Raw genomic sequence first — 26,612 nt, forward strand, 5'->3', positions numbered from 1 at the left:
GCGTTAAATGAGTGCAAAATCCTTTGACATTGTTGCATACCAGAAACAAGACCATGAAGCTGTTTGCAGTCTTTTAGTCGAATCGTTTAAAGCAAAATTCCAATCTCTTGTTACACTGGAGGAGCAAGATATACAGAAGTTGTTAATGCAGGTTTGGGTTCAAAATCCTTATTCTTCATCTATGAAACAATTTGTAGCCAAAGAGAACGAAGATGTTGTCGGTGTTCTTTCCCTCAAATGGAAGGCCCCCTCCTCTTCACTTCCTGAAACAAATCCCATTTCTTTAGCTCCGCTCCTAAAACAGTTTGGTTGCTTCAATGTATTTAAATTTTTGACAGGTATGCATGCGCTGGAGTATACCCCCGCTGCAAATGAGTGTTACATTGATCATTTGGCGATTCGTTCAAGTCATCGTAACCAGGGAATAGGACGCCGTCTTCTAGCTTTCGCACAGCAATTTACGGTTGAATCTGGGTTTCATGCATTGACGCTTCATGTAGCGTATAAGAACCAAGGGGCTATCCGTTTGTATCACAAACTGGCGTTTGAAGTAGAACAATCCAAGTATAATGGGTTACGGCATTTTTGGTTCAAGGAGCCTGTATGGCATCTGATGAGTTGGAAAGAGAACCTGCATTCGAGGAGAGAGCATCGTTGAAAAAAACATTCAAGCTTACTTTTGGTATTGCGGCAGCTCTGGCTGTTGCCTTGATACTAATTGTTCTATATCAAAATTCCTACAAGATGACAGAAGAAAAAATACAAATTGCGACACCTAAAGGGCTGTTAACAGGTACATTAGCTTTGCCTAAGAACTACTCAGGAAAGGTTGGATTGGTTGTTTTTGTCCATGGGGATGGTCCTATTAATGACACATATGATGATGGATACAAACCACTGTGGGAAAAGTTCGCTTCCAAGGGTTATGCCTCCCTGTCACTGAATAAGCCCGGTATTAACAGCGCTCCTGGCAATTGGCTCGACCAAAGCATGGAGGACCGCGCACAGGAGATCCGATATGCAATAGACTGGGCAAGAAGCTTACCGATAATTGATAAGCAAAAAATCGGCCTATGGGGAGCCAGTCAAGCAGGATGGGTCATTCCGAAGATCGTTAAAGAGGAGCATGATATTGCATTCAGCATCCTTGTATCGCCTGCCGTGAACTGGATTTCCCAAGGACAATTTAATACCAGAAAAGAAATGGAACAAGAAGGAGCTACTCCGCAAGAAATTCAAAAGACATTGAACTACGATCAAGAAGTTCTACAGTTACTGAAAAAACATGCTTCTTATGAAGAATATCTAGGCATAGCCGATCCTGACGATATGATTTCCAAAGAAAGATGGAGCTTTATAGGCAAAAATTTTCTGTCTGATTCCACCGAAGAATTAAGTCACTTCCATTCTCCTGTACTCTTGGTTCTGGCTGGCAAAGATATTAATGTTGATGTAAAGGGTACCGAGCGAGTCTATCGCCAGAAAATACCTCCAGAACTGCTGTCCGTGATTCATTTACCTGAAGCCGACCATTCCATGATGGATGAAAAAATCGCGCGTTCAAAATCTCTAACTTTCTTAACAGCCGTATTCGCCCCAAGAAAATTGGTGAATGGTGAGTATCTCAAATCCCTTTCCGATTATGTCAGTCATCGTTAAACAATGATGTTCTTTTTTGCCATACTTCTTTTGATATGCTAATGAAAAAATGCTAATGAAAACCCCATAACTGTTCTCGGTTAGACTGGGAATAGATCTATAAACAACAAAAAAACGGCATCTCTGCCGTTTTTTCTAAAAGGATGGACTCTCAGGGACTCGAACCCTGGACCAATTGATTAAGAGTCAACTGCTCTACCAACTGAGCTAAGAGTCCATAATAAAAGTTTGGTGGAGCCTAGGGGGATCGAACCCCTGACCTCATCGCTGCCAGCGATGCGCTCTCCCAGCTGAGCTAAGGCCCCATCATAAGTAAGTTAATCAACGTTTCAAGCGACTTCTATATCATATAAAATTTTTATTCCTGTGTCAATACTTTTATAAAAAAAATATAATCATCTTCCCACCTTGACCCAAGAAAGATACAGTCAGCGATCAGTCGCTGGCTGTATCTTTAGATAACAATGTTTTCAGTTCCTTCATAAACATATTGATGTCTTTAAATTGACGATAGACGGACGCAAAACGTACGTAGGCGACTTCATCCACTGGGTAAAGCTGTTCCATGACCAGCTCCCCGATCTGCTGACTATCGACTTCTGTGGCTGCTGTGTTGCGGATAGCGTTCTCCACCTGGGATACGATCATATCCAATTGCTCGACGGATACTGGGCGCTTCTCACAGGCTCGAATGAGACCGCGCAGCATTTTATCACGACTAAACTCTTCACGGCTGCCGTCTTTTTTGATGACCATGAGTGGGGTTTCCTCCACCATTTCAAAGGTGGTAAAACGCCTGGCACACTGCTCACATTCACGGCGGCGACGGATGGACTTGTTATCATTCGCAGGTCGCGAATCCAACACTTTTGTGCCATTGTAGGCACAATACGGACATTTCATAATCTCACCACTTTCTTTTTCCAATAAATTCCCGAAGATTTTTAGTAATAATTTTGTCAAAACGGATCATAATATGTTTACCACATCGCGAGGAGGTGAACAACAATGGCACAAGGAAACAATGGCAACTCCAACAATCTGGTAGTCAGCAGATCCTCCGGCGCTCTGGAGCAAATGAAATATGAGATCGCTCAAGAGCTGGGTATCAGCATTCCTCAAGATGGATACCAAGGTAACATGACTTCCTATGAGAACGGTTCGATCGGGGGCTACATCACAAAACGCCTCGTAACGATCGCCGAACAACAATTGGCAGGTCAATACCAATAATCGCGGTAATAATGCAGAAATAACAAGAAAAAGTGTATGGACGGGCTGCTAAAAACAGCCTGTCCTGCGCTTTTTTTCATTTTAAAGCGAAAAGGCTCATCATGTCATTAACTTGTCTTTTAAAAATCATTATAAATTTTCGTGTATTGCCTGTAGTAATAAATGACCCGCTGTACATAATGTCGTGTCTCACCAAAAGGGATTTGCTTAATGGACTCTTCTTTTCCATCCCACACTCCCTTATCGAGCCACTCTTGAACTTTACCCGGCCCTGCATTGTAAGCAGCTACGATTGCTACAGGATTATCCTGAAACTTCATGGATAGGTTATGCAAATACCAGGTTCCCAGCTCTATATTGGTACCAGGCTCGTGCTTGACACTGTCTAGCGGAACCTTTTGAATCTGGGCGCTGTCCATAATCCAATTTGCTGTATTCGGCATAATCTGCATCAACCCCAGTGCACCCTTATGCGATTGCTTACTGGTTTTAAAATTGGTTTCTACGCGGATAATAGACGCCACCAAAAATGGGTCCACTTCATACGTTTGTGAATACTGCCGAATCTCATCCTTATATTGAATCGGATAGAACCAGGACATCCAATTTGAATTGAGGAACAGAATCAGGACAAACCCGACAAACAAAGTGAGCAGGACTCTTTTCTTTCGCAAAATATTCATGCAAGTCCCTTCCGCTGCCAAAATTGATCAATTTGTCGTTTCGTCTCAGACTGTGTTCCGCTATTATCGATAACGATATCGGCCAAGTTTTTCTTTTGTTCAATATCCATTTGTGCGGACAGCCGAAGTCCAGCTTGTTCCTCCGTCAGACCGTCTCTGAGCATCAGACGCTGGAGCTGAATATCACGTGGTACGTACACAACCATAATTTCCTCGTACAAGCTCTCCAGCCCGGACTCGTACATTAACGGGATATCTGCCAAAACAAGCTTGTCCGGCTGTTCCCGTTCATATGCTTCCATACGCAGTCGCATTTCCTCACGAATAGCAGGATGTGTAATATCGTTAAGTGCCTGCCGCTGGGCAGGGTCTCCGAATACAATCTCACCCAGTTTTTTGCGGTGCAGGGTTCCGTCACTGTTCACTATAGCTTGTCCAAAATGCTGTATGACCGCCGCCAGCACCGGATGCCCCGGAAGCATCACTTCCCGGGCAATGGCATCTGCGTCGATCAGCAGCGCACCTTTGGCGACCAAAAGAGCCGACACGGTGCTTTTTCCGGTAGCAATACCTCCGGTTAATCCGATATTCATGCTCTTTCACCTCATAACAGCTTCAATATGCCCATCATAATCAGTAATAATGCCGGCAATACACCCAGCGCCTTCATAAATCGAAATGCTGATAGAAAGAAGCCTGCCTTCATCCCTGCAATCAAAAATGTTCCACTGAATAACGTAATAGCCAGCGCAGTAGACAGTGGCTGAAAACCAAGCATAGCTGCCCCTAATCCCGCTCCGAACGCATCGACCGATAATGCAATACCCAGCCAAACCGCTTCGGTAGCAGATATACTGCCAGAACGGTCCATATCCGCAGCAGACGGGCTTCGAAGAATCCGAATAACAAGTCCCCATTTGCGGAACTCCAGAGAAAATAGCGTTCGCTCCTGCTGCTCTACAGAAGCTTCTGCCGACAGATCTTTTCTTGAGCTAAGGAAAGACTCTGTATCAGCATCCTCTATACTCTTCTTCTCTCCAAGAACAGATCTGCTCACTGGATCAGTCTGTTCTGTAAGAAGCAGCCCCCGAGAGGCCTCCGCTGAATCCTCTAGCGAATCCTCTTTGCGGTGCAGAGCTTGAAACAAAGAGTAACAGCCGATACAGATCAGGATGACAGCGCCGAAAACGGTCGTATATACAGGAGACAGGACACGAGATAGTAATGCGCCCAATTGCATGGATATGCCAATCACCAAACCTGAACATACGGAGATGATAGCAATCGACAACAGTGGAATTTTCATTTTGCGCAGACCATATGTAACACCGACTCCGAAACTGTCCAAACTTAGCGCAAATGCCAGTAACAGCAGGGCTCCCCAATGATTAGCCACTCCAATTCCCTCCCATTGCGAAGGCAGGGCCTTATAACAACCGAAACCCTCCGCAGTATTGGTACTTGGAACAATATATGAGAGGGATGGGCTTGGGGTGACTGTGCCTGTTTAGCGCAGAGGCTGGCAGACCGGACAATGATGTGTGCCACGTCCGGCTACGACAGATTTTTCGATCAATGTGCCACAGTTAATGCAAGGCTTCGCGTTACGTCCATAGATTTGCAATTGATGCTGGAAGTCGCCCGTTTTGCCCTGTCCATTAACGAACGATTTAATGGACGAGCCTCCAACCTGAATCGACGCACCCAGCGTGGAGACAATAGCTTCATGCAAGACATGAAATTGGCTATCCGTTAGGCTTTTGGCTGGCTGTGCTGGATGAATCCCCGCCTTAAACAACGATTCATCTACATAAATATTCCCAATGCCCACCACATATGACTGGTTTAACAGCGCTGCCTTGATCGAAGTCGAACGAGTTCCAACAGCGACACGCAGCATTTCGGGTGTAAAGGCCTCGTCCATCGGTTCCAAACCAAGCTTGTTCAGCGGCTTTTCCAGCAAATCCTGTCCTGCCGGAAATAAGTGCATCGTGCCAAACTGGCGCACATCCTGATAACGCAGCTCCGTACCATCTTTAAAATGAAAGATGACATGGGTATGCTTTTCCACAGGATCATGTTGCGAATACAATCCATATCGCCCTTCCATTCGAAGATGGGAGACCAACACCAGCCCGTCCAGCAAAATCCGCAGAAACTTTCCGCGTCTCTCCACCCCTGTAATCCGGTGATCGGCCAATTCCATCGCAAAAGCATGGATATCATCGGGCCGTTGAATGATCCGCGGTAAATTCACGGTGACATGATCTATATGTTTATCAACGATAAGCTCGTTTAGCGTTCGTTTAATTGTTTCTACTTCCGGTAATTCCGGCATGATGTCTTCACCTCACCCTATATTATAACGGAAGCAGCGTCAAATTGGGACTATCTACTCATTGAAATATCTTACTTGGCCTCATACCAATTGCTGCCATAGCTTACTTCGGCTTTGAGCGGCACAGCCAGCTTTAATGCAGCTTCCATGGTAGCCGGGACAAGCTCTTTCATCGTTTCCATTTCCTCAGGCGGAACCTCGAACACAAGCTCATCATGTACTTGGAGCAGCATTCTGCTGCGAAGATTACGTTCACGTAGCGCCTTATCCATCTGTACCATCGCCAACTTGATAATATCGGCAGCGGTACCTTGAATCGGCGTATTCATCGCTGTACGCTCAGCGAATGAACGCAGGTTGAAATTGCTGGCGTTAATCTCCGGCAAATAGCGTCTGCGTTCCAACAGCGTTTTTACGTAGCCGTCCCGCTTCGCATCCTTCACAATATCATCCATGTAACGGCGAACGCCTTGGAACACATCAAAATACTGGTCGATAAAGCGAGCCGCTTCCTTCCGCGTAATATTCAAATTTTGTGACAGACCATAATCACTGATTCCATAGACAATCCCAAAGTTGACTGCCTTCGCAGAACGCCGCATGTTGGAGTCCACATCTTCCGCTGCTACACCAAACACATCGGATGCGGTCTTGGTATGGATGTCCATATCGTGGACAAAGGCTTCCTTCAAACGTTCATCATCCGAAATATCAGCTAGCACCCGCAGCTCAATCTGTGAGTAGTCTGCCGCCAAAATAGACCAGCCCGGTTCGGACGGAACAAACACTTTGCGGATTTTACGACCCTCTTCAAGACGAATCGGAATGTTTTGCAAATTCGGAAATTGACTGCTCAAGCGTCCAGTTGCTGCAACCGTCTGCCGGAAATACGTATGCACCTTACCTGTTTTCTCCGAGATTTCTTTCAGCAATCCTTCGACATACGTCGATTGGAGTTTGGCAATAGTGCGGTACTGCAAAATATTTTGCACAATATCATGATAGGGGGCCAGCTTTTCCAATACCTCCGCATCGGTCGAGTACCCCGTTTTCGTCTTTTTAATGACAGGCAAACCCAGTTTATCAAACAAGATCTCACCCAACTGCTTGGGCGAATTTAGATTGAACTCTACTCCGGCAATGCTGTAGATTTCGCCCACCAACGTTGCAATCTGGGCTTCAAATTCTTTCCCCAAAGCGCGCAGTTCTTCTACATTCACCAAAATGCCCTGCTTCTCCATATCCGCCAAAATGCGGGACAACGGCATCTCCAGCTCATGAAACAGCTTATGCATTTCCGTTTTTTCCAGCTCAGCCTGCTGCACAGGCACCAAAGCTTCAATCACCGCTGCCTTACGCGCCACATGATCGGACAGTACATCCACGTCAGGGACTTTATATTTAGCTCCTTTGCCGAACACTTCTTCGTCTGGACGGATCGAAGACAAGCCATATTTGGCTGCCAATCCGCTCAATGTCTGGTTTGCATCGGTTGGGTCCAGCAAGTACCCTGCCAGTTGCACATCAAACTCGGCACCTGCAAACTCAATTCCATGCCAGTGTAAAGCCAAATCCGTTCGATGCAGATCATGACCGCGTTTTTTGCGTTCAGGGTCAGCAAGCCATGCGCGAATAGGTGTAGCTGCATCGCTTTGCAGTACATCCAGTGTCATAAAAAATTGCTGTCCCGTTGCGGCAAATATCAGACCTACAATGTCAGCATGATGCGGATTATCACCATGCGTCTCAACATGCAGCACATCCACACGATCCAACACTTCTACCAATTCGCTAATCCGCTGCTCATCCAGCACTGTTACGTCAGCCTCGGCTTCCTCTACGTCTACCCCAGTACTTCCAACCTCACCTGAAAAGGATAAACGCTCCAGCAAGGACTTGAACTCCAGCTTCGCCAGAGCTGGCCCGGCCGTTTCTGCTTGCAGCCCGCCGAAGGCCACATCTTCCAGCTGCTTGTCCAACGTTACATCCCGATAAATGGTCGCCAAATCTTTGCTCATTCGCGCATCATCAGCATGTGTCTCTACACGTTCTTTCATTTTGCCCTTCAGCTCATTCGTGTGCGCCAGCACTTCTTCGACTGAACCGTATTGATGCAGCAGCTTGAGCGCTGTTTTTTCTCCCACGCCGGGAATACCAGGAATATTGTCCGACGTATCGCCCATCAGACCCTTAAGATCAATAATTTGCAGCGGCTTCAGGCCATATCGTTCCTGAATTTGCTCAGGTCCATACGTCTCCACCTCAGTAACCCCTTTGCGGGTCAAGCCGACTGTGACATGGTCTGAGGCCAATTGGAGCATATCCTTGTCCCCAGTCACGACCAGCACATTAAAACCGGCTTCGTCCGCTGTCTTGGACAGGGTGCCTATAATATCGTCCGCCTCATAGCCATCCAGTTCAAACTGGGCAATGCCGAAAGCGGTCAATAGCTCTTTCAGCAACGGAAATTGCTGAGACAGCTCTGGCGGTGTCTTCTCCCGTCCACCTTTGTAATCCTCGTATCCTTTATGGCGAAACGTTATTTTACCGGCATCGAAGGCAACCAGAATATGTGTTGGTTTGTGCTCCTCCAAGAGCCGCAATAACATCGTCGTAAATCCGTACACCGCGTTCGTCTGCTGCCCGCTCGAATTCGTTAACGGTGGCATAGCAAAAAACGCCCGGTAAATGATACTGTTACCATCTATAAGCATGAGTTTATCCATTTAGCACCTCGCAAGTTCATCAATGCATTCGTAACGTTCTTACGTTTTACGCATTCCTCTTCCTATCTTAACATACAAGACTCCTTTTTCAGAAAAAAACGGCTGCTTCCTAACCAAATTTGCCTTTTGCTCAAAGACAAGTCTGGGTCAGAAACAACCGCTATATACCTGAAAGCTCTACTGGTTCAAATCTGGTCTCTCCCCTGTCACGAGATATACAGTACTTTCACCAATATTCGTAGCATGGTCACCAATTCGTTCAATGTATCGTCCTACAAGCAGTTGCAGCATGGCTTGTGAAGCCTCTGCCGGCTTTTCTACCATAAAGGCGTACAGATCGCTGATCATGTGGCTATACATGGAATCCACACGATCATCCTCTTTGGCCATTTTGTAGGCCAGATCTGTATTTTCATCCAAATAGGATTTGATCGCATCATCTATCATTTCTTTAACAATGGAAGCCATGTGCGGAATATCCACCAGAGGCTTAATGATCTGCTGCCCTTCCAAACGAAGTGTCACCTTGGCAATATCAAGTGCCAAATCGCCCATTCGTTCCAGATCACTGGAAATTTTAAATGCAACAATGATCCGGCGCAAATCCTTCGCTACCGGTTGCTGGGTAATAATGAGCTTGGAACCCATATCGAGAATATTCTCTTCCAGCGTATTGAGGGATGCATCATTTTTGACCACCTGCTGAGCCAATTCTATATTTTTGGTCTGCAAACATTCAATGGCCTGATCGAGCGCCTTCGAAACGTGTGCACCCATTTCGCGCAGTACGGCTCTCAGCTCATCTAACCCTTCATCAAAACCTTTTCTACGTATCATTTCGAAGTCACCCCTTCTGGCATATTCATCTGGTAGGCTTTAGCCAAATCGCCCTGAAATATAATCTTCTGTACGTGAATCTTGCGGCGTGGAAAACATCGTCTCTGTATCCGCCGCTTCCACCACAACACCATTTAAAAAGAACGCAGTTCGACCGGACACACGCGCTGCCTGATGCATGTTATGCGTCACCATGACGATGGTATATGTGTCTCGCAATTCCTGAACCAGTTCTTCAATTTTCATCGTGGAGATCGGATCTAGCGCAGATGTCGCCTCGTCCATAAGCAAAATATCTGGCTGTACAGCAAGCGCCCGGGCAATGCACAACCGCTGCTGTTGTCCACCGGACAAGCTCAGAGCTGAACGCTTCAGAAAGTCCTTGACCTCTTCCCAGAGTGCCGCCTGCCGCAGGCTTTGCTCGACCAATTCGTCCAACTTGTCCTTTTGCCGAACTCCATGCAGACGTGGGCCGTAGGCCACGTTATCATAAATCGATTTGGGAAATGGGTTAGGCTGTTGAAAAACCATTCCTACCTGCTTACGCAGAGTTTCTACTTCCATAGTATCGCCGTATATATCCTGACCTGCGATACTCACGGTGCCTTCAATACGCGTTCCCGGTATCATGTCATTCATCCGGTTCAGCGTACGCAGCAGGGTCGATTTGCCGCAGCCGGACGGGCCGATAAAGGCAGTTACCGTTTTTTCAGGAATATCGAGGTTTATATGTTTCAGCGCGTGAAATTTCTCATAATATAAATTCAGCTTATCAATCCGGATTACGGAATCATTCATGGATTTATGATCTCCTTCGTGTTGCAGTTATGATCCTCAAGCATTGCACCTGATTTGCACAATATGAAGATTATATAAGCTGTGTGTAAATTTAGTGTGGTGGATTTGTTAACGGTATGTAAAATGATCAAGAACTTAGCATGAGTTCAAGCTCCTGTGCAATTTCGGCTGCATTCAAAGCCGCTTCCTCTGCGGAATGGGACATTTCGCTGTTTTTGGCTTCAATTTCATCGACAGCCTGCAATAGTTTGGCAAAAGTTTGTGTTCCAGCAGAAATATATTGAGAGCCTGTATGAATCTGCTGCATACTCGTATCCGTCAGTTCAGCAGTGTCACGCAGCATCTGCTCGATATGGGTGAGTAAGCCTGTAATCTGCGTGGAAAAAGCTTTCGTCTGGAGTGACATATTCCTCACCTCCTGAGACACAATCTGGAAGCCTCGTCCGTGTTCGCCAGCATGCGCCGCTTCAATGGACGCATTGATCGCCAGCAGTCCGCTTTGATCTGCCAGTGCACGAATGGATGAGGCCATGCCCGCAATGTCATTCAGCGATTGGGTCAACGCCGTCATCTGCTCATGCTGGCGCTTCATTTGCTCCGTGACCGCACGATAGGAGAGCAAAACATCCTCCAATTCTACTTTGCCACGGCGGGATAATTCACTCATTGAGCGGGTTAGCCGCACACTGTCATCGGCCTCTTTAGCTGCATCCAGCACAGTCAGCTGAATACGCTGGACTCCGTCATAGCTATGCCGAATCACATCGCCCCGCTCTTCGTCCGCTTCTCTTTGCATTCGCTGCACGACGGACAGGATATCACGAATCGTGAGTACGCCGAGTAATCGTGTGCCTTCCTTAATCAACACACAATCGTAAAAACGCTGTTCTTCACGCAACATCGCCAATTCCACAATGTCCGATGCCCGGCTTTTTAAATCCACAATTAATGTATCGGGGTCGGCAAATATGGCCGCAGGCTTGTCATAGAACAACGCCGCAGCAAATCTGCCCGTAAAATGGCGATTGTACGCATCTCTCATAATAATGCCCAGTGGAAGATCATTTTTATCCACAACAATAACACAAGGTATATCTTCCTGTGTTTTCATAAGTGCTAACAGTTCTTTACAAGACATGTCCGTACCAATGATCGGAACCTCCCGGCATGGCACATAGGTAGTAATCGGCTTGTATGCTTCACGTTCAATCACGGCAGTGGAACTCGGCTGGGTCTTTGGTTCCGTTATCATCGTTCTGAAGTCCCCTTTTTTTAACTACTTGGAGTGACGGGAACATCATATCGGTCATTTGTTGATTCTAGCGACTAGTTTTGTTAATGAAATGTAAAATCACGAAATGGACACAAAAGCGCCGGAAACTGCTTTGGACAAAGAAAAACGCTCCTCATTTATAATAAATGAGAAGCACTTCTTTTTTTATTTACAACCAGCTTGTACCCCACTCCACGGATCGAATCAATATGAACCGAGTCGGGATCTAGCTCCAGCTTTTTACGTAAGGAACTGACGTGCACATCCACGGTCCGTTGACCGCCAATGTAGTCAAAACCCCAAACAGCATTCATCAGATCATCTCGGGTCAATACCACACCCGGCTTGCGGGACAAATAAAGAAGCACCTCAAATTCCTTTGGTCTGAGGCTGATGGACTGACCTCCAAGAATGACTTCATATTTTTCGGGGTAAATCTCCAGCTCGCCCAATTGAATTTTGGAGCTATCTTTCTGATCAGACAACACTCCTTCATCCCCGCCGGAAGTTCTTCGCAGCACAGCCGTCACGCGGGCCAACAGCTCAGAAACGCCAAAAGGCTTCGTGATGTAATCATCCGCACCCGACTTCAGCCCTTGAACAACCTCTGCTTCACCGTTTTTGGCCGTTAAAATAATGATAGGCGTCGTCAGCCCCTGATGGCGAAGTCTGCTCAGAATGTCCAGTCCGTTCATTCCCGGCAACATCAAATCCAGCAGGATCAAATCGTAGGACTCTCTGGAGGCTTTCTCAAACCCGGCACTGCCATGATCCTCCGTGTCCACTTCGAAGCCTTCTTGTATCAAATTGTAGGATAGCAATCTGGCAAGCGTTGGTTCATCCTCAATAACCAGCAAGCGTTGTCCCATAAATAACTTCATCTCCTGTTTACCTGTTAAAGGCGCATTGGTCAAAATCCTGAAACCTTTTCCATACTCATGCGACACCCGTTTATTTTATCACGGCATTGTTAACAGAATGTAAAAAATGTTCTAGTTCATTCTTCCTGTTGCAATAGTGGTAATTCAACTGTAAACGTGGTACCCAATCCAAGCTCACTTTCCACCGAAAGGGTGCCATGATGCAAATCGACCAAGTGTTTGACGATCGACAATCCCAGCCCCGTTCCGCCAGAGTTGCGCGAGCGTCCTTTGTCCACCCGGTAAAAGCGCTCAAAGATACGTGGCAGGTCCTTCTTCGGAATTCCAATACCTGTATCACTGACTGTAAATACGACCTTTTCCGTGTCATTCTCCCGCTGTATCGTTAGAACCTTAATCTTTACCTTGCCACCATCAAGTGTATAGTTGATGCCATTAGACAAAAGGTTCAAGAAAATCTGCTGAAGCTTATCTTCATCTGCCTCCATAAACAACTCATCCGGGATATCCATGTGTAGCGTAATTCTTTTTTTGGCCGCAACATTGTTCAGTTTTTCCAGCAATGAATCTATGAACGACGAAACGTGCACCGGCGAGCAATCCAGCGGAGAACGCTTGGATTCAATTTTGGATAGCTCCAGAATGTCACCGATCAGCCGATTCAATCGTTCGCTTTCATCATATATAATTTGCAAAAATGAGCGGGCCGTTTCTTCATCTTTAACCCCGCCACCGAGTAACGTCTCGGCAAAGCCCTTGACCGCGGCAATCGGTGTTTTTAGCTCATGAGAAACGTTAGCCACAAATTCACTCCGCATATTTTCCAACCGTCGAATGGCCGTAATATCCTGTAAAAGGAACAGCATCCCGCGGTATCCGCCTTCATCCTCATACATCGGGACACCGTCCAGCAACACGAGTCTCTCCTCGGGATTGTACAAATGAACCTCACCATGCAACCTCTCTCTGCTTTGTATGCTGCCCTCAATTAGCTTTGTGAGCTCATAGTGCTTTTTCAACTCATGATACGGCTTGTCCGTCACCCGTTTACCCACGACACCAAGCATTCGCTCAGACTCACGGTTTACAAGCGCAATACACTCACTTGCATCAATCATTAGAATTCCGCCTGTCATATTACTCATGACGCTCTGGAGTAGATCCTCATTGTCGCGTATCGTTTTCATTTGGTTTTGGAGACTGTCAGCCATACGATTAATGGCTTCACCCAGTTGCCCTACCTCATCCCGGCGCTGTACACCGACTCTTGCGTCATAATCCAGCCCTGATATGCGGTTGGCTACCCCTGTAATATGTTCAATGGGCGAGGTGAGGCTGCGAGCAATACGATAGCTCACCAGTCCAGCAGCAATAAACAGCAACACAAGACCAATCCCGATGGCCGTCCAGCCACGCCGTACTCCCTCCTCCACCGCTTTCAGGCTCATAGACAAACGGATATACCCATCAAAGCCCTTGTCCGATACAACAGGTTCAGCGACGTATAGCATGTTTCGTTGCAGAGTTTCGCTGTAGCGTATTGTCCGACCGATTCCTTCCGCCGTGGCTTGCCGTATTTCATCACGAGATGCGTGGTTTTCCATCTTACGAGGATCACTTAACGAATCGCCAACCACCGTCCCGTCCTTGCGAATGAAGGTCACCCGCGATTCCGTCAGACGAGCAATTTCTTTCGCCTTTTGAGAATAATAAGAGACATAATCCGTACTGGACAGGGCATCTGCATTAACAAAAGGGAATGTAGCCCGAAGAAGGTCAATCTCCCGTCCCATGTTCTCCTCTAGCACCTTCATATTCGAATTTTTAAAAATTTGTCCCATCGTGATTCCAGCAGCAAGGACAGATACGCCAATCAAAATCAGCATGATCAGGGTAAGCCTGAAACGAAACGATTTCATAAAATATGCCCATCCTTTATGTAGGTTAAGTCTCATTCTACAGGCTACTTTCATTATGTTCCACTGTGAAAAGAAAAAAAGGCCAGGGCATAACACGCCCCCAGCCTTTCCTTTATCCTCTTATCCGTTTATAACTTCACCGCCGTTGATATGAATAACCTGCCCGCTTACATATGAAGAATCGTCTGAAGCAAGGTACACATAGGCTGGCGCCAATTCTTCCGGCTGGCCCGGACGCTTCATTGGCTGTGCTCCTCCAAACTCGCTGACCGTCTTGGCATCAAATGTAGACGGGATTAACGGCGTCCAGATTGGCCCTGGTGCTACAGCGTTCACCCGAATACCTTGATCCGCCAAATTGAGTGAAAGGGAACGAGTAAAGGATGTGATTGCCCCTTTCGTCGATGAATAATCAATGAGTGTCTTGTTCCCAGCGTACGCGGTAATCGATGTTGTGTTGACGATAGTGCTTCCTTTCTTCAAATGCGGCAATGCTGCTTGCGTCAGGAAGAACATACCAAAAATATTCGTACGGAAAGTACGCTCCAACTGTTCTTTGGTAATATCCTCCAGCTTTTGCTGTGGATGCTGCTCTGCCGCATTGTTCACAACGATGTCGAGCTTGCCCAGCTCGTGAACCGTCTGTTGAACCGCTTTTTTGGCAAATTGGTCATCTCCGATATCGCCAGGAATCAACACACATTTGCGTCCCTCCTGCTCTACCTGACGTTTTGTTTCTTCCGCGTCCTTGTGTTCATTCAAGTAAATGATAGCTACGTCCGCACCTTCTTTGGCATACGTGACAGCTACAGCCCGTCCAATTCCACTGTCTCCACCAGTAATAAGTGCAACTTTACCTGTTAGCTTGCCAGCAGCTTTGTAAGTTGGTTTTTCAAACTGGGGTGCAGGCGACATTTTGGACTCAATCCCCGGTTGCTGGTCCTGATGCTGTGGGGGCAAGGTTTGCTGAGGTTGGTTACTTTTAGGCATTGTACATTCTCCCTTCAAAATCAGATATTTTTTAGGATGCAACATTTGCATCCACTCTACTCCTGATTTACCACACAAAGTTATTCGTTAAACGAAAAATGTAGTTATTTGAGCGCACAAAAAAACGACCTATGCTTATTCAGCACAGACCGTTTTTTCAATTTAGCATTTGTCATCATTCGATTACAGGCTCTCACCAAATGCATAATTAAATAATATGGCTGTATACCATTAAAAACGTAATTAAAATCAGGAAGACGGCAAGCAGCGTACTGAACATTCGCATTTTGCCAGCGTATTGCGTAATAGGCTGTTGGCTACGAATCGCTTCCAGCGACAGCCGTAACGGCTTACCCATGGCTCCCGCGATACCAGAAATGGCGAGAAACAACAGCAAAACGACAACGATCCATGCTACCGAATAAGAACCCCAGGGAAAAATCATATAGATACCGCTAACAAGCACAAGGATCAGTGCAAATTGAGCCAAACGGTTCAATAGCTGAACAGCCGATATCGTTCCCTCCTGCACGCTAGGAGCCAATTTGTCGATTTTGCCCACAACGAAGGGGAGCAATAAATAAAAACCCATTGCCAGTGATCCAATAATGTGAATAAAAAACATTCTTTACAACCTCCATTTCTTTTGTTTTCTTACAAACTTTTTTTCCATAGAACGATCATATTCCAACGAATGACTACCATCTTTTCAGTGTTTTGGGACATGCTTTTCTATGTCAGGATTTTGCAAAATCCTCATGTAACTATCAATACATATGACTCTATTATACCGGGGAAGTGGGTCAAAGCAAAGGAATACAGAAGAAAACGAATAGATTACTTAAAAGTAAAAGAGGTGTCCAGCGGCCATGACTATGGCTTGGGGACACCTCTTCAAGTAAAAGTATACCGTCTTAGTAGAAAATTGAATCTATACGGTAACTATTTTAATCACACTGCGGACCGATTCGGCGGATTGATCGAGCGCTGCTTTTTCTTCGGCTGTCAATTCCAACTCGAACACTTTTTCGATGCCATTGCCGCCAAGAAGTGTCGGTACGCCAAGGAATAAATCCTGATAGCCGTACTCTCCCTCCAGGTATGCAATGACCGGAATAATCCGTTTTTTATCTTTTACAATCGCTTCTGTCATTTGTGCAAGCGAAGCTGCCGGAGCATAATATGCGCTACCATTACCCAACAGATTAACGATCTCTCCGCCACCGCCGCGTGTACGTTGTACGATTGCTTCGATACGTTCCTGCGAAATCAGGGTTTCGATAGGTATACCTCCAACGCTGGAATAGCGTACCAGGGGCACCATATCATCACCGTGACCACCCATAACGAAGCCGCGCACGTCTTCGACAGAAACGTTCAGTTCTTGTGCAATAAAGGTACAATATCGCGCTGTATCCAGCACACCTGATTGGCCAATAACCCGATTTTTCGGGAACCCAAGCGTTTGATAGGCAGTATAGGTCATAGCATCTACCGGATTACTCAGAATAATGACGATAGAATCCGGCGCATACTTCTTCACGTTCTCACAAACGGATTTTACAATTCCTGCGTTCGTATTTACCAAATCATCACGGCTCATACCCGGCTTGCGTGCAATCCCGGCTGTAATAATGACGATATCCGAGTTAGCTGCATCCTCGTAATTGGAAGTGCCCGTGATCTGGCTGTCAAATCCCTGTACCGGACCGGCCTCCAAAATATCAAGCGCCTTGCCTTTGGTCGGATTCTCTAGTTGCGGAATATCGATGAGTACGATATCACCTAGCTCCTTTTGAGCCAGCAGCAATGCGGTAGTGGCACCGGTAAAACCGGCGCCAACAATGGATATTTTTTTACGTTGAATGGACAAGTGGTATTCCCCTTCCTTACAGGTTACTAATAATGGTATCTGCGAACTCGGAGCATTTCACTTGTGTAGCACCATCCATCAGACGAGCAAAGTCATAAGTTACAATCTTCTTATTAATGGACGTCTCCAGCCCTTTGTAAATCAGGTCAGCCGCTTCTTGCCAACCCAAGTGTTCAAGCAACATTACGCCCGACAGAATTACGGAACCAGGGTTCACTACGTCTTTGTCGGCGTATTTTGGAGCTGTACCATGTGTAGCTTCAAAGATAGCATGCCCTGTTACATAGTTAATGTTCGCACCTGGCGCAATACCAATTCCACCAACTTGGGCAGCAAGAGCATCGGACAGATAGTCCCCGTTCAGGTTGAGCGTAGCAATCACATCAAATTCAGAAGGACGAGTCAGTACTTGCTGAAGTGCAATATCAGCAATCGCATCCTTGATAATGATTTTGCCTGCATCTTCAGCTGCTTTTTGAGCTGCATTCGCCGCATCCTCACCGTCTTTTTCCTTGATTACATCATATTGGGCCCAAGTAAATACTTTATCTGCAAATTCTTCCTCAGCCACTTCATAACCCCAGTTTTTGAAGGCACCCTCGGTAAATTTCATAATGTTACCTTTGTGTACGAGCGTTACACTCTTGCGTCCGTGGTCAACAGCATACTGAATGGCAGCCCGCACCAGACGCTTTGAACCCTCGGAAGAAACTGGCTTAATGCCAATACCAGAGGTTTCAGGGAAACGGATTTTGTTCACACCCAGCTCTTGTTGGAGGAACTGAATAACCTTTTTCACGTCTTCGGACCCTTCAGCATACTCGATCCCCGCGTAAATATCTTCTGTGTTCTCACGGAAAATAACCATGTCTACCAATTCAGGACGTTTCACTGGAGAAGGAACACCGTTAAAATAACGAACAGGACGCAGACATACGTATAAATCCAGTTCTTGACGCAATGCCACATTCAACGAACGAATACCACCGCCAATAGGTGTCGTAAGTGGTCCTTTGATGGCTACAATATACTCACGGATGGCTTCCAAAGTATCGTTAGGGAGCCATTCGCCGTATGTATTGAAAGCTTTCTCACCAGCGAATACTTCATACCAGGCAATCTTTTTGCTGCCGTTATATGCTTTTTCTACAGCTGCGTCCAGTACGCGTTTGGAAGCTTTCCAGATGTCGCGACCCGTGCCGTCACCTTCGATAAACGGAATTACCGGATGGTTCGGAACCTGTAGTTGACCGTTATCAATCGTAATTTTTTCGCCTTCAGTTGGGAGCTCAAACTTTTCAAATTTCGCCATAAGTTCCTTTTCCTCCTCAGATATGAATGGGTACAGGACGAAAGACATGATCTTTATCACTGACAAAAACGTACATCTCTCGTCGTCCCCTCTATTGTACCTTATTTTTTAAATTCAGGGTATACAACCTCAATCTTCCTTCGACAAGGGGTTAGCGCAACTCTGGTGATACATATTTTTGATCCATTGGACCTGTATATTCGGCGCGAGGACGAATCAGGCGGTTATTTTCATACTGCTCTAAAATGTGTGCGGTCCATCCAGATACACGACTCACAGCAAAAATAGGTGTAAACAGGTCTCTCTTGATACCCAGTTGGGTATACACAGAGGCAGAATAAAAATCCACATTGGGCTTCAAGCCTTTTTGCCCTGTTACAATTCCTTCAATTCGAACTGACATATCAAACAACGTTGTGTCACCGTTCATTTCCCCCAGCTCGCGGGACATTTTGTGCAAGTGCTTGGCACGCGGATCACCGTTTTTATAGACTCGGTGTCCAAAGCCCATAATTTTTTCGCGGTTATCCAGTTTCGCCTGAATATAGGAGTCCACCTGATCCAAACCACCAATCTCCTCCAGCGTTTTGGCCACAGCCTCATTGGCCCCACCATGCAGTGGTCCTTTTAAAGCTCCAATAGCAGATGTGATTCCGGAATAAATATCCGACAATGTGGCTACCGTTACACGCGCAGCAAAGGTAGAAGCATTTAATTCATGATCGGCGTGCAGCACAAGAGCCTGATTGAACGCTTTAATAGCCGTCTCCTCTGGATCCTTGCCAGTCAGCTGATACAAAAAGTTTTCAGCGATGGAAATACCTTTTTTAGGCGCAATCGGCTCCAAGCCCTCGCGTATACGTGCTATCGCTGCCACAATGGTGGGCAATTGCGCCTGAAGCTTGACGGTTTTAGTCACATTAGACTCTCTCGACATATCATCCGCCTCTGGGTCATACAAAGCGAGAGACGATACGGCTGACCTCAAGGCAGCCATCGTGCTCAAATTTTTCGGGTATAACTTTAATTGAGTAACAATTTCATCCGGAATAGCAGCGTATTCGCTTAACTGGTTGCGAAGCTCCTGCAATTGCTCTTTATCAGGTAATTTTCCAAACCACAACAAATAAGCTACCTCTTCAAAATCGGCGTTAACAGCCAAATCATCAATGTTATAACCCCGGTACGTGAGAACGCCATCTACGATAGAGCTTATGGAGGAAGTGGTCGCTACGATCCCTTCCAGACCTTTAGTCGCTGTCATCGTTACATCTCTCCTTTGTAAAAACATTGTGAACGGACTTGCAATGTAAACATTTTCAAAAGTAAGATATGTCTTTTAAATAGCTGAGTAATGTTAACGCCATATGTCAATATTTAAACCTTCTTTCACTATACTGGATTTTGTCGTTTATGTGAACATTGAGGGCTATTCCAACACATTCAAATGTTTTATCGCTTCCATAAATAAATTTTTGAAACCCCTTACAAAAAATATTGATTTATTTGCACTTTTTTACACAGGTCTTGTCTCCCCCCTTTCCCGCATATGTATAGTAGAGCATTTATTTTATGAAAAACTATCGCAAAAGAAAGGAGCCGTGAGAGCTTGAGCCGATTAATCCTGAATCGCATATTTCGTGCTATATGGGTGGCAATCGTGATTGTAGCTCTGTTACTGGGCATATATGCGCTTTTCCCTCTCATCTATCCTTTCCTATTCGCCTGGCTTGTGGCTTATGCCATGAATCCACTGGTTAGTTTTCTGCGTAACAAAGCCCGTATGCCACGTTGGACGGCTGTCACGGTCTCATTATTTGTATATTTAGGTGGAATTGCAATTATCCTTTCTGCGGCAATCACCCGCATGGTCCGAGAAGTTATAAAGTTGGCCATGACTTTCGACGGACATATTGAGCGTTTTAAAAGTCTGTTTATCGATTGGACACAAAGCGATTTGATTCAAAATGTAATTATTGAAATTAACCATTTTATCCGGGATAATCCGGATTACCAACATACCATTAACAGTAATATTGATAAGACAACTCAAACCGTGAGTTCGGCTGTCACTACGCTAGTCGCTCAATTTTTTAATGGAGTTTTGAACTTGCTAACCTCTCTGCCTAATATGGGAGCAGTTCTAATGGTTATTGTATTAGCAGCCTTTTTTATTAGTAAGGACTGGGACCGACATAGTCGGATGCTCTCAAATACGGTTCCTGATACGATTCGCAAACCATTGTCGGATATATGGCACGATCTGCGTAAAGCACTGTACGGCTATTTGCGTGCACAGTTTATTATCATCTCCATTACGGCATTAACAGTCATTGTTGGGCTGTTCATATTGCGTGTGGAATCCGCCTTTACCATCGGTTTGATGATCGGGCTAGTGGACTTGCTACCTTATTTGGGGGTTGGCATTGTGATGATTCCGTGGATACTGTATGCGTATATGTCTGGTAATTTGGCACTAGGGGTAGGATTGTCGATCCTTTATATCATCCTGTTGATTGGACGACAGATCGTGGAGCCTAAGGTGCTGGCCAGCAGCGTGGGCTTGAACCCGCTTCCCACCCTCATCGGTATGTTCATCGGGCTCAAGCTATTTGGCGTTTTAGGATTAATTATCGGACCTGTATCACTAATTGTCGTTGATGCACTGAATCGTGCGAATGTCATTCAGGACTTGCGTAACTATATTCTCGCTGGAAGAGTCCGATAGATCATGGATAGGAAAAACGGCAGCTCACGTCAAAACCGCCGAAACGTAATACTGCCGTTTTTCATTTTTTTCTCCAGCCACTTCAATAAAAAGCGTCGGTACAACGCTCGTGTTAAAGGGAATACCAACGTAAAACCAATAATATCTGTTAAAAATCCGGGGATAAGCAGCAAGCTCCCACCGAAAAAGACACATAATCCATCCAGCATTTTACGGCCGGGCATTTGCCCCCGGTTCATTTCATTTTTCGCATCGGCAATCACCTTACGACCTTCAAATTGCATCATGGCAGCCCCGATTAGGGTCGTCAGAATGATGAGTAAAATCGTTTTGCCCGCTCCAATCCAATGACTTACCCATATAAACCCGTACAGCTCCGCCAAAGGAATGAGCAGCAGCAACAGCCATAGACGTTTACGCATCATCATGACTTCTGCCCCTCCCCGCCTGTAAAAGCAAACCTTAATGCAGTGTACAGCTCAGGTAGCGCCTGATCTAGTCGAACAGGCTTCCATTCGGTGTTCAACCATACATGACGTGTCATCCCTGTGACAAGCAGTTCTCCCGGTAGCGTGTCTGCCTGGGTCCATACCTTTCCCAGATACCTTTGATGCTCATCGTCCGTTACCCGTCGAACCTCATAGGTATAGTTTAGACGTAGTCTAGAGAAGTCCGTAATTGCCGTATAAATGGTAATTAAATCATCATATCGAGCAGGACTCGCATATTTCGCATTGATTTCAATAACTGGCAGCAAGACTCCTCGTTCCTCCATGCTCCGATAGTTAAAGCCCGCCTGCCGGATCATTTCGGTACGCCCGATCTCAAACCAGTTCAAATAATTTGCATGATATACGACCCCCATCTGGTCGCTTTCCTGATAACGGACACGTAGCGGTGCGCCATACCAGCGTAATTCCGTTTGTTTCTCCTCTTGAGTCATACAAGCTCTCCTATCTTTGTGCATCTTTATCTCTATTTTGCCCTCTCTCCATTAAACCATATTTACAGCCCAGGAACAAAAAGAGGGCAGACCGACCGGTCCACCCTCGCAAATCATATATAATAATGCCTTTATTATTGTGGCAACGGCTTGGACAGTTTATAATATCCGCTATCCGAAGCCAGCTTAAGCAAACTCTTAGCCTGGCTTCCCGCCCAGGCGTAACCAAGTCGTCTTTCCTCACTAATTTTCATGATGTCGGTATACTTTTTGCCATCCCGGTCTGAAAAGAAATACTTATTGTCTTCCACATTATAGAAACGATACCACATTACGCTCGATGCATCCTTTTGGAAAAACTCCGGACCTTGACGATTGTATTTGATACCGTCGATTCGGTTCGCGTCGAACCATTTCAAAGCGCTCTGAGCCGCTTTTTTCACTTCAGCGGTTTGCGGCTGGGACATGAGAAAAGCAGTAATGCCTACTGATTCCGTAGTTGTTTTGGAAGGTAGCTCAAATGCCCGGGCTTCAACAGATGCATAAGTAGCCGGATCGTGCTGTGCACCCCAGATTGTCGGTGTACCATTATTTACAATTTGAGACTTAATTGTGTACTGGATACCTTTGTTTAGCGCTTGCTGAAGTCTGGAGCGAGATGCATCGTCCAAAATATCGCTATCAAACGGCTGCTTCTTGTTCACAATATCGTCAGCCAAAACCATAACTCTAACCATCGCATCATCATTATAAGTTACAGCATCGGAATAATTACCACGTTTAGGGTATACTTGCGGCCAGCCACCGGAGGAATACTGAGAGGTTAAAACGAAGTCAATTGCTTTTTGTACACTGTTCTTAATATCTTTATTTTTTGTTTTTTTGTATACATCCGCCAAAAAGCGAATCTCGGTTGTCGTGGCCTCGTTATCGAACGTTCCGAGCTCAACACCATCCTTGCTCTTCCATGTGGAGCGTGCAGTTTTGCCATCCCATTTGGATTTATAATTCTTTTCCATAGCTTTGAAGAATCCGCCATGTGGTAATTGCCAGGATACAATATTTAAGGCAAGTGTAGTATCCTTGGATGTATTCCCCGTAGAGAACTTGCTAAAGTCGCGCATTTTGTTCAGGAGGCTGTCTGTATTCACAACAGCGGTTGGCTTCGTCACAGCCGACAGCCCAAATAATTGCTCACGATCCAAAACACCTGAATTTACACCGTCACCATAAACGTCCCGTCCCACAGCTGAATCTGTGGTAAGCTCATAAGAAGCAGTCGCCGATTCACGTCCTGAATCATATGTAGCCGGCACCATCTCCTGTGCCGCAGCCCATGAGGGACTTAGGAGTCCTGACGTTACTGTAATCGCCAAACTTGAGAGCGCTATCATCTTTACGGTTGGACACATCTTCTTCTTCATTTGAACCTCTCCCTTATTTTGAGTTGGGTAATTGCGTTCAGTTTAACCCTATATATTCTTGCTGAAGATTCTTTTTGATAGCGAAGGGAACTGAACCACTATTTATGCATGATAAATAGTTAGTTGTATTATATGAAAATATATCCAAACGATCAATATATTTTAATTTACTAATAGATTAAAAAAGTTACAAAACGTTGAAAACAATAAAAATCCTCTTACTAATGCTGGATTAGTAAGAGGATTTTACGTGCAGCTAATATATAGTAGGTCGATGAGCAACATCGCTTAACCAAATCGACCCATGATGTACTCCTGAGTCAGCTCATTTTCAGGATTCGTGAAAATATCGTTCGTTTTCCCATGTTCAACCAGACTTCCGATATAAAAATAAGCAGTATAATCGGAAATTCGTGCAGCCTGCTGCATATTGTGCGTCACAATAACGATGCGCAGTTCTTTTTTTAATTCGGTAATGAGCTCTTCTACCTTGCCTGTAGACACAGGGTCCAGCGCGGAGGCTGGCTCGTCAAGCAATAGAATTTTCGGTTGAACGGATAGTGCACGTGCAATGCAAAGCCGCTGCTGTTGCCCGCCAGACAGCGCCAGAGCGGAGTCGTGAAGGCGATCCTTGACCTCATCCCATAATGCTGCTTTACGCAGGCTGCTTTCGACGATTTCATCAAGCTGTTTCTTCTTGCGCACTCCACGGTATTTGGGACCGAAGGCGATATTATTGTAAATAGATTTGTAAAAAGGGTTGGGACGCTGCCACACCATGCCAATTTGCTGACGCAGCTTGATCACGTCCGTTTCCGGTGCTGTCAAATCCTGTCCATCCATCCAGATGTGACCCGTTGTAGAGGAAGATGCAATCTCATCATTCATTCGATTAAGGGAGCGCAAAAAGGTCGATTTACCGCAGCCGGAAGGCCCGATCAGGGCAGTCACAGTCTGCTCGGGAAAGGCCAGATTCACTTTTTTCACAGCCTCAAAGCTGCCATAATAAATACTCAAATCCTCAGTACTGAACGGATGCGGCGGTTGCCCCGCAAGCTGTTCCGAACGCGTAGACTGAACGGATGTTGCTGATGCGGCGGTTTTTGCCGTTCGCGTAATCACATGTTCCATTGTTCTTCATCCCCTTTCTAATCCATACGTTTGGCAGCTGTCAGACGGCGGTATACAACTCTTCCGAACCATCTTGCACTCAAGTTGAATGCAAGCACAAGCAGCACCAGTACGGCAGAAGCGCCTGCAGCAATATCTTTGGAGTCAGGAGCAATCCCCTCACTGTTGACCTTCCAAATATGAACAGCCAATGTTTCAGCAGGTCGCATCGGGTTAATAGGCGATCTGGCATGCAATGGATTCCAATCGGTAAAATCAAGCGGCGGCGTACTCATCCCTGCTGTAAACAGCAGTGCGGCGGCTTCCCCGAAAATACGGCCTGCGGCCAAAATCGTACCCGTAATCAAGCTTGGCAGCGCAGCTGGCAACAAAATGGAGGTGATGATTTTCCACTTGGATAATCCAAGCGCGAGTCCAGCTTCCTTTTGCTCCTTCGGCACAGCTCGGAAAGCCTGCTCAGTTGTGCGAACCATCAGCGGCAGGTTGAATACGGCCAAAGCCAAGGCTCCTGATAAGAGGGAAAAGCCAAAATCAAACGTATTTACGATAAGTAGTAGTCCAAACAATCCGATGACGATAGACGGGAAGGAGGACAATACTTCGACGACAAGTCGTATAAAGTCCGTAATTTTCCCCGGCTTTGCATATTGCGCCATGTAAATACCTGCGCCCCAGCCAATCGGAATGGTGATAATCAAAGTTAAGATTAACAAAAATACGGAATTAAATAGTTGTGGGCCAATGCCACCGCCTGCACGTAATGTTTGGGGAGCACTGGTTAAAAAGTCAAAAGAAATATGACTGACTCCGCGGGCCAAAATGAAGCCCAGTAATCCCACCAAAAGCGCAACAATGAACAAGGCGAAGAAACAGATTACAAATGTAGCGATCTTGTCGGTCGTTTTAGCTTTCATCAAACCCGGTTTCTCCTTTCAAGCAGCCTTACCAGCAGCACGAAAATGAATGTCATGAGCAGAAGAACAAGCGCCATGCTCCAGAGAGCATTGTTATGAACGGAGCCCATCGCTGTATTCCCCATGCTAAGTGTAATGACGCTGGTCAAGGTCGAAGCGGATTCCAGCAAGGAATGCGGTATGTGCGGAGCATTCCCGATTACCATCTGTACAGCCAACGCTTCCCCGAAGGCACGAGCCATACCGAGAATAATTCCTGTTAAAAGAGCAGGCAGCAGCGTCGGAATAATAACACGGGCAATTGTCTGCCAGCGGGTAGCACCCAAAGCATAAGAGGATTCACGCAGCCCCCCCGGTAAGGAAGACAACGCATCCGCCATAATACTCGTAATCGTCGGCAAAATCATGACTGACAACACTAGGCAGCCTGCCAGAATGCCAATGCCTTGTCCTCCAAACACGTTCCGCAGCAGCGGGACGATGACGGTCAAGCCGACAAAGCCATATACAACCGACGGAATACCAGATAATAATTCAATCGCGGGTTGAAGGATACGTTTACCCGATTTCGGCACGATTTCCGTCATAAATAAAGCCGCACATAAGCTGAGCGGACTGGCAATTAAAGCCGCCAGTATGGTTACTGCAAAAGAACCCGTAATAAACGGAAGCGCTCCGAAGGACTTAGGCTCGCCATCCGGGCTCCATTTGGTTCCAAAGAAAAACTCTCGCAGACTGACTCCATTCACCGCAAATGTAGCTACACCTTTGGAGGCAACAAAATATACGATGGAGACAATGACTGCAACTAAAAAAACGACACAAACCGACGTATATATGCGGCCGGTCCATTCTTCCCAGTAATGTCTTTCTTTCATAACTCGGGATCGTTTATTCTGTTCCATGTATGCCTTCCCTTCAATTGGTTCCATACTGTAACTCCTTTAACC

The 26,612-nt window shown here is 46.0% G+C and carries 26 protein-coding genes and 2 tRNA genes; 4 read left to right on the forward strand and 24 right to left on the reverse strand.

The window, feature by feature from the left end; translation table 11 throughout:
* Positions 1–7 precede the first annotated feature (7 nt).
* Positions 8–658, forward strand: a complete 651-nt coding sequence (locus tag BM358_RS02980; RefSeq protein ID WP_049828506.1) for a GNAT family N-acetyltransferase — start codon at positions 8–10, stop codon at positions 656–658.
* Complete coding sequence (locus BM358_RS02985; RefSeq protein WP_028542889.1) at positions 655–1,659, forward strand: alpha/beta hydrolase family protein; 1,005 nt, start codon at positions 655–657, stop codon at positions 1,657–1,659. Before BM358_RS02980 ends, BM358_RS02985 begins: the two co-directional genes overlap by 4 nt.
* Before the next feature lie 144 nt (positions 1,660–1,803).
* Here BM358_RS02985 and BM358_RS02990 read toward each other — a convergent pair.
* The 3 genes from BM358_RS02990 to nrdR form a co-directional block, all read right to left on the reverse strand.
* Positions 1,804–1,876 (reverse strand) — tRNA-Lys (locus BM358_RS02990).
* Positions 1,877–1,888: 12 nt separating this feature from the next.
* A tRNA-Ala gene (locus tag BM358_RS02995) sits at positions 1,889–1,964 on the reverse strand.
* A 130-nt stretch (positions 1,965–2,094) separates the two neighbouring features.
* Positions 2,095–2,562 (reverse strand): transcriptional regulator NrdR, encoded by a 468-nt coding sequence (gene nrdR / locus BM358_RS03000; protein WP_013309614.1) that lies wholly within the window; start codon positions 2,560–2,562, stop codon positions 2,095–2,097.
* A 105-nt stretch (positions 2,563–2,667) separates the two neighbouring features.
* On the opposite strand from nrdR, the gene BM358_RS03005 reads away from it, so the two are divergent.
* Positions 2,668–2,892, forward strand: coding sequence for an alpha/beta-type small acid-soluble spore protein (locus BM358_RS03005; RefSeq protein WP_013309613.1), 225 nt, complete (start codon positions 2,668–2,670; stop codon positions 2,890–2,892).
* A gap of 119 nt (positions 2,893–3,011) precedes the next feature.
* Here BM358_RS03005 and BM358_RS03010 read toward each other — a convergent pair whose 3' ends face one another.
* The 15 genes from BM358_RS03010 to citZ all read right to left on the reverse strand — a co-directional run bounded on the left by BM358_RS03010 (position 3,012) and on the right by citZ (position 19,786).
* The gene (locus BM358_RS03010) at positions 3,012–3,575 is read right to left on the reverse strand and encodes a lytic transglycosylase domain-containing protein (RefSeq protein ID WP_023987928.1); all 564 of its coding nucleotides are present in this window, start codon (positions 3,573–3,575) and stop codon (positions 3,012–3,014) included.
* Entirely contained in the window at positions 3,572–4,168 is a 597-nt protein-coding gene (gene coaE, locus BM358_RS03015) for a dephospho-CoA kinase (protein WP_023987927.1), read from the reverse strand. The genes BM358_RS03010 and coaE overlap by 4 nt, the downstream gene beginning before the upstream one ends.
* A gap of 11 nt (positions 4,169–4,179) precedes the next feature.
* Positions 4,180–4,971 (reverse strand): MntP/YtaF family protein, encoded by a 792-nt coding sequence (locus BM358_RS03020; RefSeq protein WP_023987926.1) that lies wholly within the window; start codon positions 4,969–4,971, stop codon positions 4,180–4,182.
* Positions 4,972–5,082: 111 nt separating this feature from the next.
* Complete coding sequence (gene mutM / locus BM358_RS03025; RefSeq protein ID WP_023987925.1) at positions 5,083–5,913, reverse strand: DNA-formamidopyrimidine glycosylase; 831 nt, start codon at positions 5,911–5,913, stop codon at positions 5,083–5,085.
* A 71-nt stretch (positions 5,914–5,984) separates the two neighbouring features.
* Positions 5,985–8,639: a DNA polymerase I gene (gene polA / locus BM358_RS03030; RefSeq protein ID WP_028542890.1), complete on the reverse strand. Its 2,655-nt coding sequence runs from the start codon at positions 8,637–8,639 to the stop codon at positions 5,985–5,987.
* Between the two features lie 177 nt (positions 8,640–8,816).
* Positions 8,817–9,476, reverse strand: coding sequence for a phosphate signaling complex protein PhoU (phoU, locus tag BM358_RS03035; RefSeq protein WP_023987923.1), 660 nt, complete (start codon positions 9,474–9,476; stop codon positions 8,817–8,819).
* Positions 9,477–9,515: 39 nt separating this feature from the next.
* Positions 9,516–10,274 carry a phosphate ABC transporter ATP-binding protein PstB gene (pstB, locus tag BM358_RS03040; protein WP_023987922.1) on the reverse strand — a complete coding sequence of 253 codons (759 nt, stop codon included), beginning with the start codon at positions 10,272–10,274 and terminating at the stop codon, positions 9,516–9,518.
* A 127-nt stretch (positions 10,275–10,401) separates the two neighbouring features.
* On the reverse strand, positions 10,402–11,526 hold the full coding sequence (locus tag BM358_RS03045; protein ID WP_023987921.1) for a methyl-accepting chemotaxis protein: 1,125 nt from the start codon (positions 11,524–11,526) through the stop codon (positions 10,402–10,404).
* Positions 11,527–11,684: 158 nt separating this feature from the next.
* Positions 11,685–12,416, reverse strand: a complete 732-nt coding sequence (locus BM358_RS03050) for a response regulator transcription factor (RefSeq protein WP_013309604.1) — start codon at positions 12,414–12,416, stop codon at positions 11,685–11,687.
* A 128-nt stretch (positions 12,417–12,544) separates the two neighbouring features.
* Positions 12,545–14,347, reverse strand: coding sequence for a two-component system histidine kinase PnpS (gene pnpS / locus BM358_RS03055; protein WP_028542891.1), 1,803 nt, complete (start codon positions 14,345–14,347; stop codon positions 12,545–12,547).
* 120 nt (positions 14,348–14,467) lie between these two features.
* Positions 14,468–15,337: an SDR family oxidoreductase gene (locus tag BM358_RS03060; RefSeq protein WP_023987919.1), complete on the reverse strand. Its 870-nt coding sequence runs from the start codon at positions 15,335–15,337 to the stop codon at positions 14,468–14,470.
* 208 nt (positions 15,338–15,545) lie between these two features.
* On the reverse strand, positions 15,546–15,962 hold the full coding sequence (locus tag BM358_RS03065; protein ID WP_023987918.1) for a hypothetical protein: 417 nt from the start codon (positions 15,960–15,962) through the stop codon (positions 15,546–15,548).
* 306 nt (positions 15,963–16,268) lie between these two features.
* On the reverse strand, positions 16,269–17,210 hold the full coding sequence (gene mdh, locus BM358_RS03070) for a malate dehydrogenase (RefSeq protein ID WP_028542892.1): 942 nt from the start codon (positions 17,208–17,210) through the stop codon (positions 16,269–16,271).
* Between the two features lie 16 nt (positions 17,211–17,226).
* A complete protein-coding gene (icd, locus tag BM358_RS03075; RefSeq protein WP_023987916.1) occupies positions 17,227–18,522 on the reverse strand; it encodes an NADP-dependent isocitrate dehydrogenase in 1,296 nt (431 codons plus the stop codon).
* 151 nt (positions 18,523–18,673) lie between these two features.
* The gene (gene citZ, locus BM358_RS03080; RefSeq protein WP_028542893.1) at positions 18,674–19,786 is read right to left on the reverse strand and encodes a citrate synthase; all 1,113 of its coding nucleotides are present in this window, start codon (positions 19,784–19,786) and stop codon (positions 18,674–18,676) included.
* Positions 19,787–20,131: 345 nt separating this feature from the next.
* On the opposite strand from citZ, the gene ytvI reads away from it, so the two are divergent.
* The gene (gene ytvI, locus BM358_RS03085; RefSeq protein ID WP_028542894.1) at positions 20,132–21,250 is read left to right on the forward strand and encodes a sporulation integral membrane protein YtvI; all 1,119 of its coding nucleotides are present in this window, start codon (positions 20,132–20,134) and stop codon (positions 21,248–21,250) included.
* Between the two features lie 29 nt (positions 21,251–21,279).
* Here ytvI and BM358_RS03090 read toward each other — a convergent pair whose 3' ends face one another.
* From BM358_RS03090 to pstC, 6 genes are all read right to left on the reverse strand, one after another.
* Positions 21,280–21,678, reverse strand: a complete 399-nt coding sequence (locus tag BM358_RS03090) for an FxsA family protein (protein ID WP_013309596.1) — start codon at positions 21,676–21,678, stop codon at positions 21,280–21,282.
* A complete protein-coding gene (locus BM358_RS03095) occupies positions 21,675–22,193 on the reverse strand; it encodes an acyl-CoA thioesterase (protein ID WP_023987913.1) in 519 nt (172 codons plus the stop codon). Before BM358_RS03095 ends, BM358_RS03090 begins: the two co-directional genes overlap by 4 nt.
* A 134-nt stretch (positions 22,194–22,327) precedes the next feature.
* The gene (pelA, locus tag BM358_RS03100; protein ID WP_028542895.1) at positions 22,328–23,617 is read right to left on the reverse strand and encodes a pectate lyase; all 1,290 of its coding nucleotides are present in this window, start codon (positions 23,615–23,617) and stop codon (positions 22,328–22,330) included.
* A 288-nt stretch (positions 23,618–23,905) separates the two neighbouring features.
* Positions 23,906–24,748, reverse strand: a complete 843-nt coding sequence (gene pstB / locus BM358_RS03105; RefSeq protein ID WP_028542896.1) for a phosphate ABC transporter ATP-binding protein PstB — start codon at positions 24,746–24,748, stop codon at positions 23,906–23,908.
* Between the two features lie 17 nt (positions 24,749–24,765).
* Positions 24,766–25,662: a phosphate ABC transporter permease PstA gene (pstA, locus tag BM358_RS03110; RefSeq protein WP_023987910.1), complete on the reverse strand. Its 897-nt coding sequence runs from the start codon at positions 25,660–25,662 to the stop codon at positions 24,766–24,768.
* Positions 25,662–26,594 (reverse strand): phosphate ABC transporter permease subunit PstC, encoded by a 933-nt coding sequence (gene pstC / locus BM358_RS03115; protein ID WP_013370343.1) that lies wholly within the window; start codon positions 26,592–26,594, stop codon positions 25,662–25,664. Before pstC ends, pstA begins: the two co-directional genes overlap by 1 nt.
* Positions 26,595–26,612 lie beyond the last annotated feature (18 nt).

Source organism: Paenibacillus sp. cl130, from assembly GCF_900116035.1.
Lineage (GTDB): Bacteria > Bacillota > Bacilli > Paenibacillales > Paenibacillaceae > Paenibacillus > Paenibacillus polymyxa_B.

Bases quoted from the DNA above. Each gene is read 5' to 3' on its own strand.
- phoU (WP_023987923.1), bottom strand. From the start codon at position 9,476: ATGATACGTAGAAAAGGTTTTGATGAAGGGTTAGATGAGCTGAGAGCC.
- nrdR (WP_013309614.1), bottom strand. From the start codon at position 2,562: ATGAAATGTCCGTATTGTGCCTACAATGGCACAAAAGTGTTGGATTCG.
- BM358_RS03095 (WP_023987913.1), bottom strand. From the start codon at position 22,193: ATGACTCAAGAGGAGAAACAAACGGAATTACGCTGGTATGGCGCACCG.
- pnpS (WP_028542891.1), bottom strand. From the start codon at position 14,347: ATGAAATCGTTTCGTTTCAGGCTTACCCTGATCATGCTGATTTTGATT.
- BM358_RS03060 (WP_023987919.1), bottom strand. From the start codon at position 15,337: ATGCCTAAAAGTAACCAACCTCAGCAAACCTTGCCCCCACAGCATCAG.
- polA (WP_028542890.1), bottom strand. From the start codon at position 8,639: ATGGATAAACTCATGCTTATAGATGGTAACAGTATCATTTACCGGGCG.
- coaE (WP_023987927.1), bottom strand. From the start codon at position 4,168: ATGAATATCGGATTAACCGGAGGTATTGCTACCGGAAAAAGCACCGTG.
- pelA (WP_028542895.1), bottom strand. From the start codon at position 23,617: ATGAAGAAGAAGATGTGTCCAACCGTAAAGATGATAGCGCTCTCAAGT.
- pstA (WP_023987910.1), bottom strand. From the start codon at position 25,662: ATGAAAGCTAAAACGACCGACAAGATCGCTACATTTGTAATCTGTTTC.
- BM358_RS03065 (WP_023987918.1), bottom strand. From the start codon at position 15,962: ATGTTTTTTATTCACATTATTGGATCACTGGCAATGGGTTTTTATTTA.
- pstB (WP_023987922.1), bottom strand. From the start codon at position 10,274: ATGAATGATTCCGTAATCCGGATTGATAAGCTGAATTTATATTATGAG.
- BM358_RS03005 (WP_013309613.1), top strand. From the start codon at position 2,668: ATGGCACAAGGAAACAATGGCAACTCCAACAATCTGGTAGTCAGCAGA.
- pstB (WP_028542896.1), bottom strand. From the start codon at position 24,748: ATGGAACATGTGATTACGCGAACGGCAAAAACCGCCGCATCAGCAACA.
- mutM (WP_023987925.1), bottom strand. From the start codon at position 5,913: ATGCCGGAATTACCGGAAGTAGAAACAATTAAACGAACGCTAAACGAG.
- BM358_RS02980 (WP_049828506.1), top strand. From the start codon at position 8: ATGAGTGCAAAATCCTTTGACATTGTTGCATACCAGAAACAAGACCAT.
- BM358_RS03050 (WP_013309604.1), bottom strand. From the start codon at position 12,416: ATGGGACAACGCTTGCTGGTTATTGAGGATGAACCAACGCTTGCCAGA.
- BM358_RS03045 (WP_023987921.1), bottom strand. From the start codon at position 11,526: ATGATAACGGAACCAAAGACCCAGCCGAGTTCCACTGCCGTGATTGAA.
- citZ (WP_028542893.1), bottom strand. From the start codon at position 19,786: ATGACAGCGACTAAAGGTCTGGAAGGGATCGTAGCGACCACTTCCTCC.
- pstC (WP_013370343.1), bottom strand. From the start codon at position 26,594: ATGGAACCAATTGAAGGGAAGGCATACATGGAACAGAATAAACGATCC.
- icd (WP_023987916.1), bottom strand. From the start codon at position 18,522: ATGGCGAAATTTGAAAAGTTTGAGCTCCCAACTGAAGGCGAAAAAATT.
- BM358_RS03090 (WP_013309596.1), bottom strand. From the start codon at position 21,678: ATGATGATGCGTAAACGTCTATGGCTGTTGCTGCTGCTCATTCCTTTG.
- BM358_RS03010 (WP_023987928.1), bottom strand. From the start codon at position 3,575: ATGAATATTTTGCGAAAGAAAAGAGTCCTGCTCACTTTGTTTGTCGGG.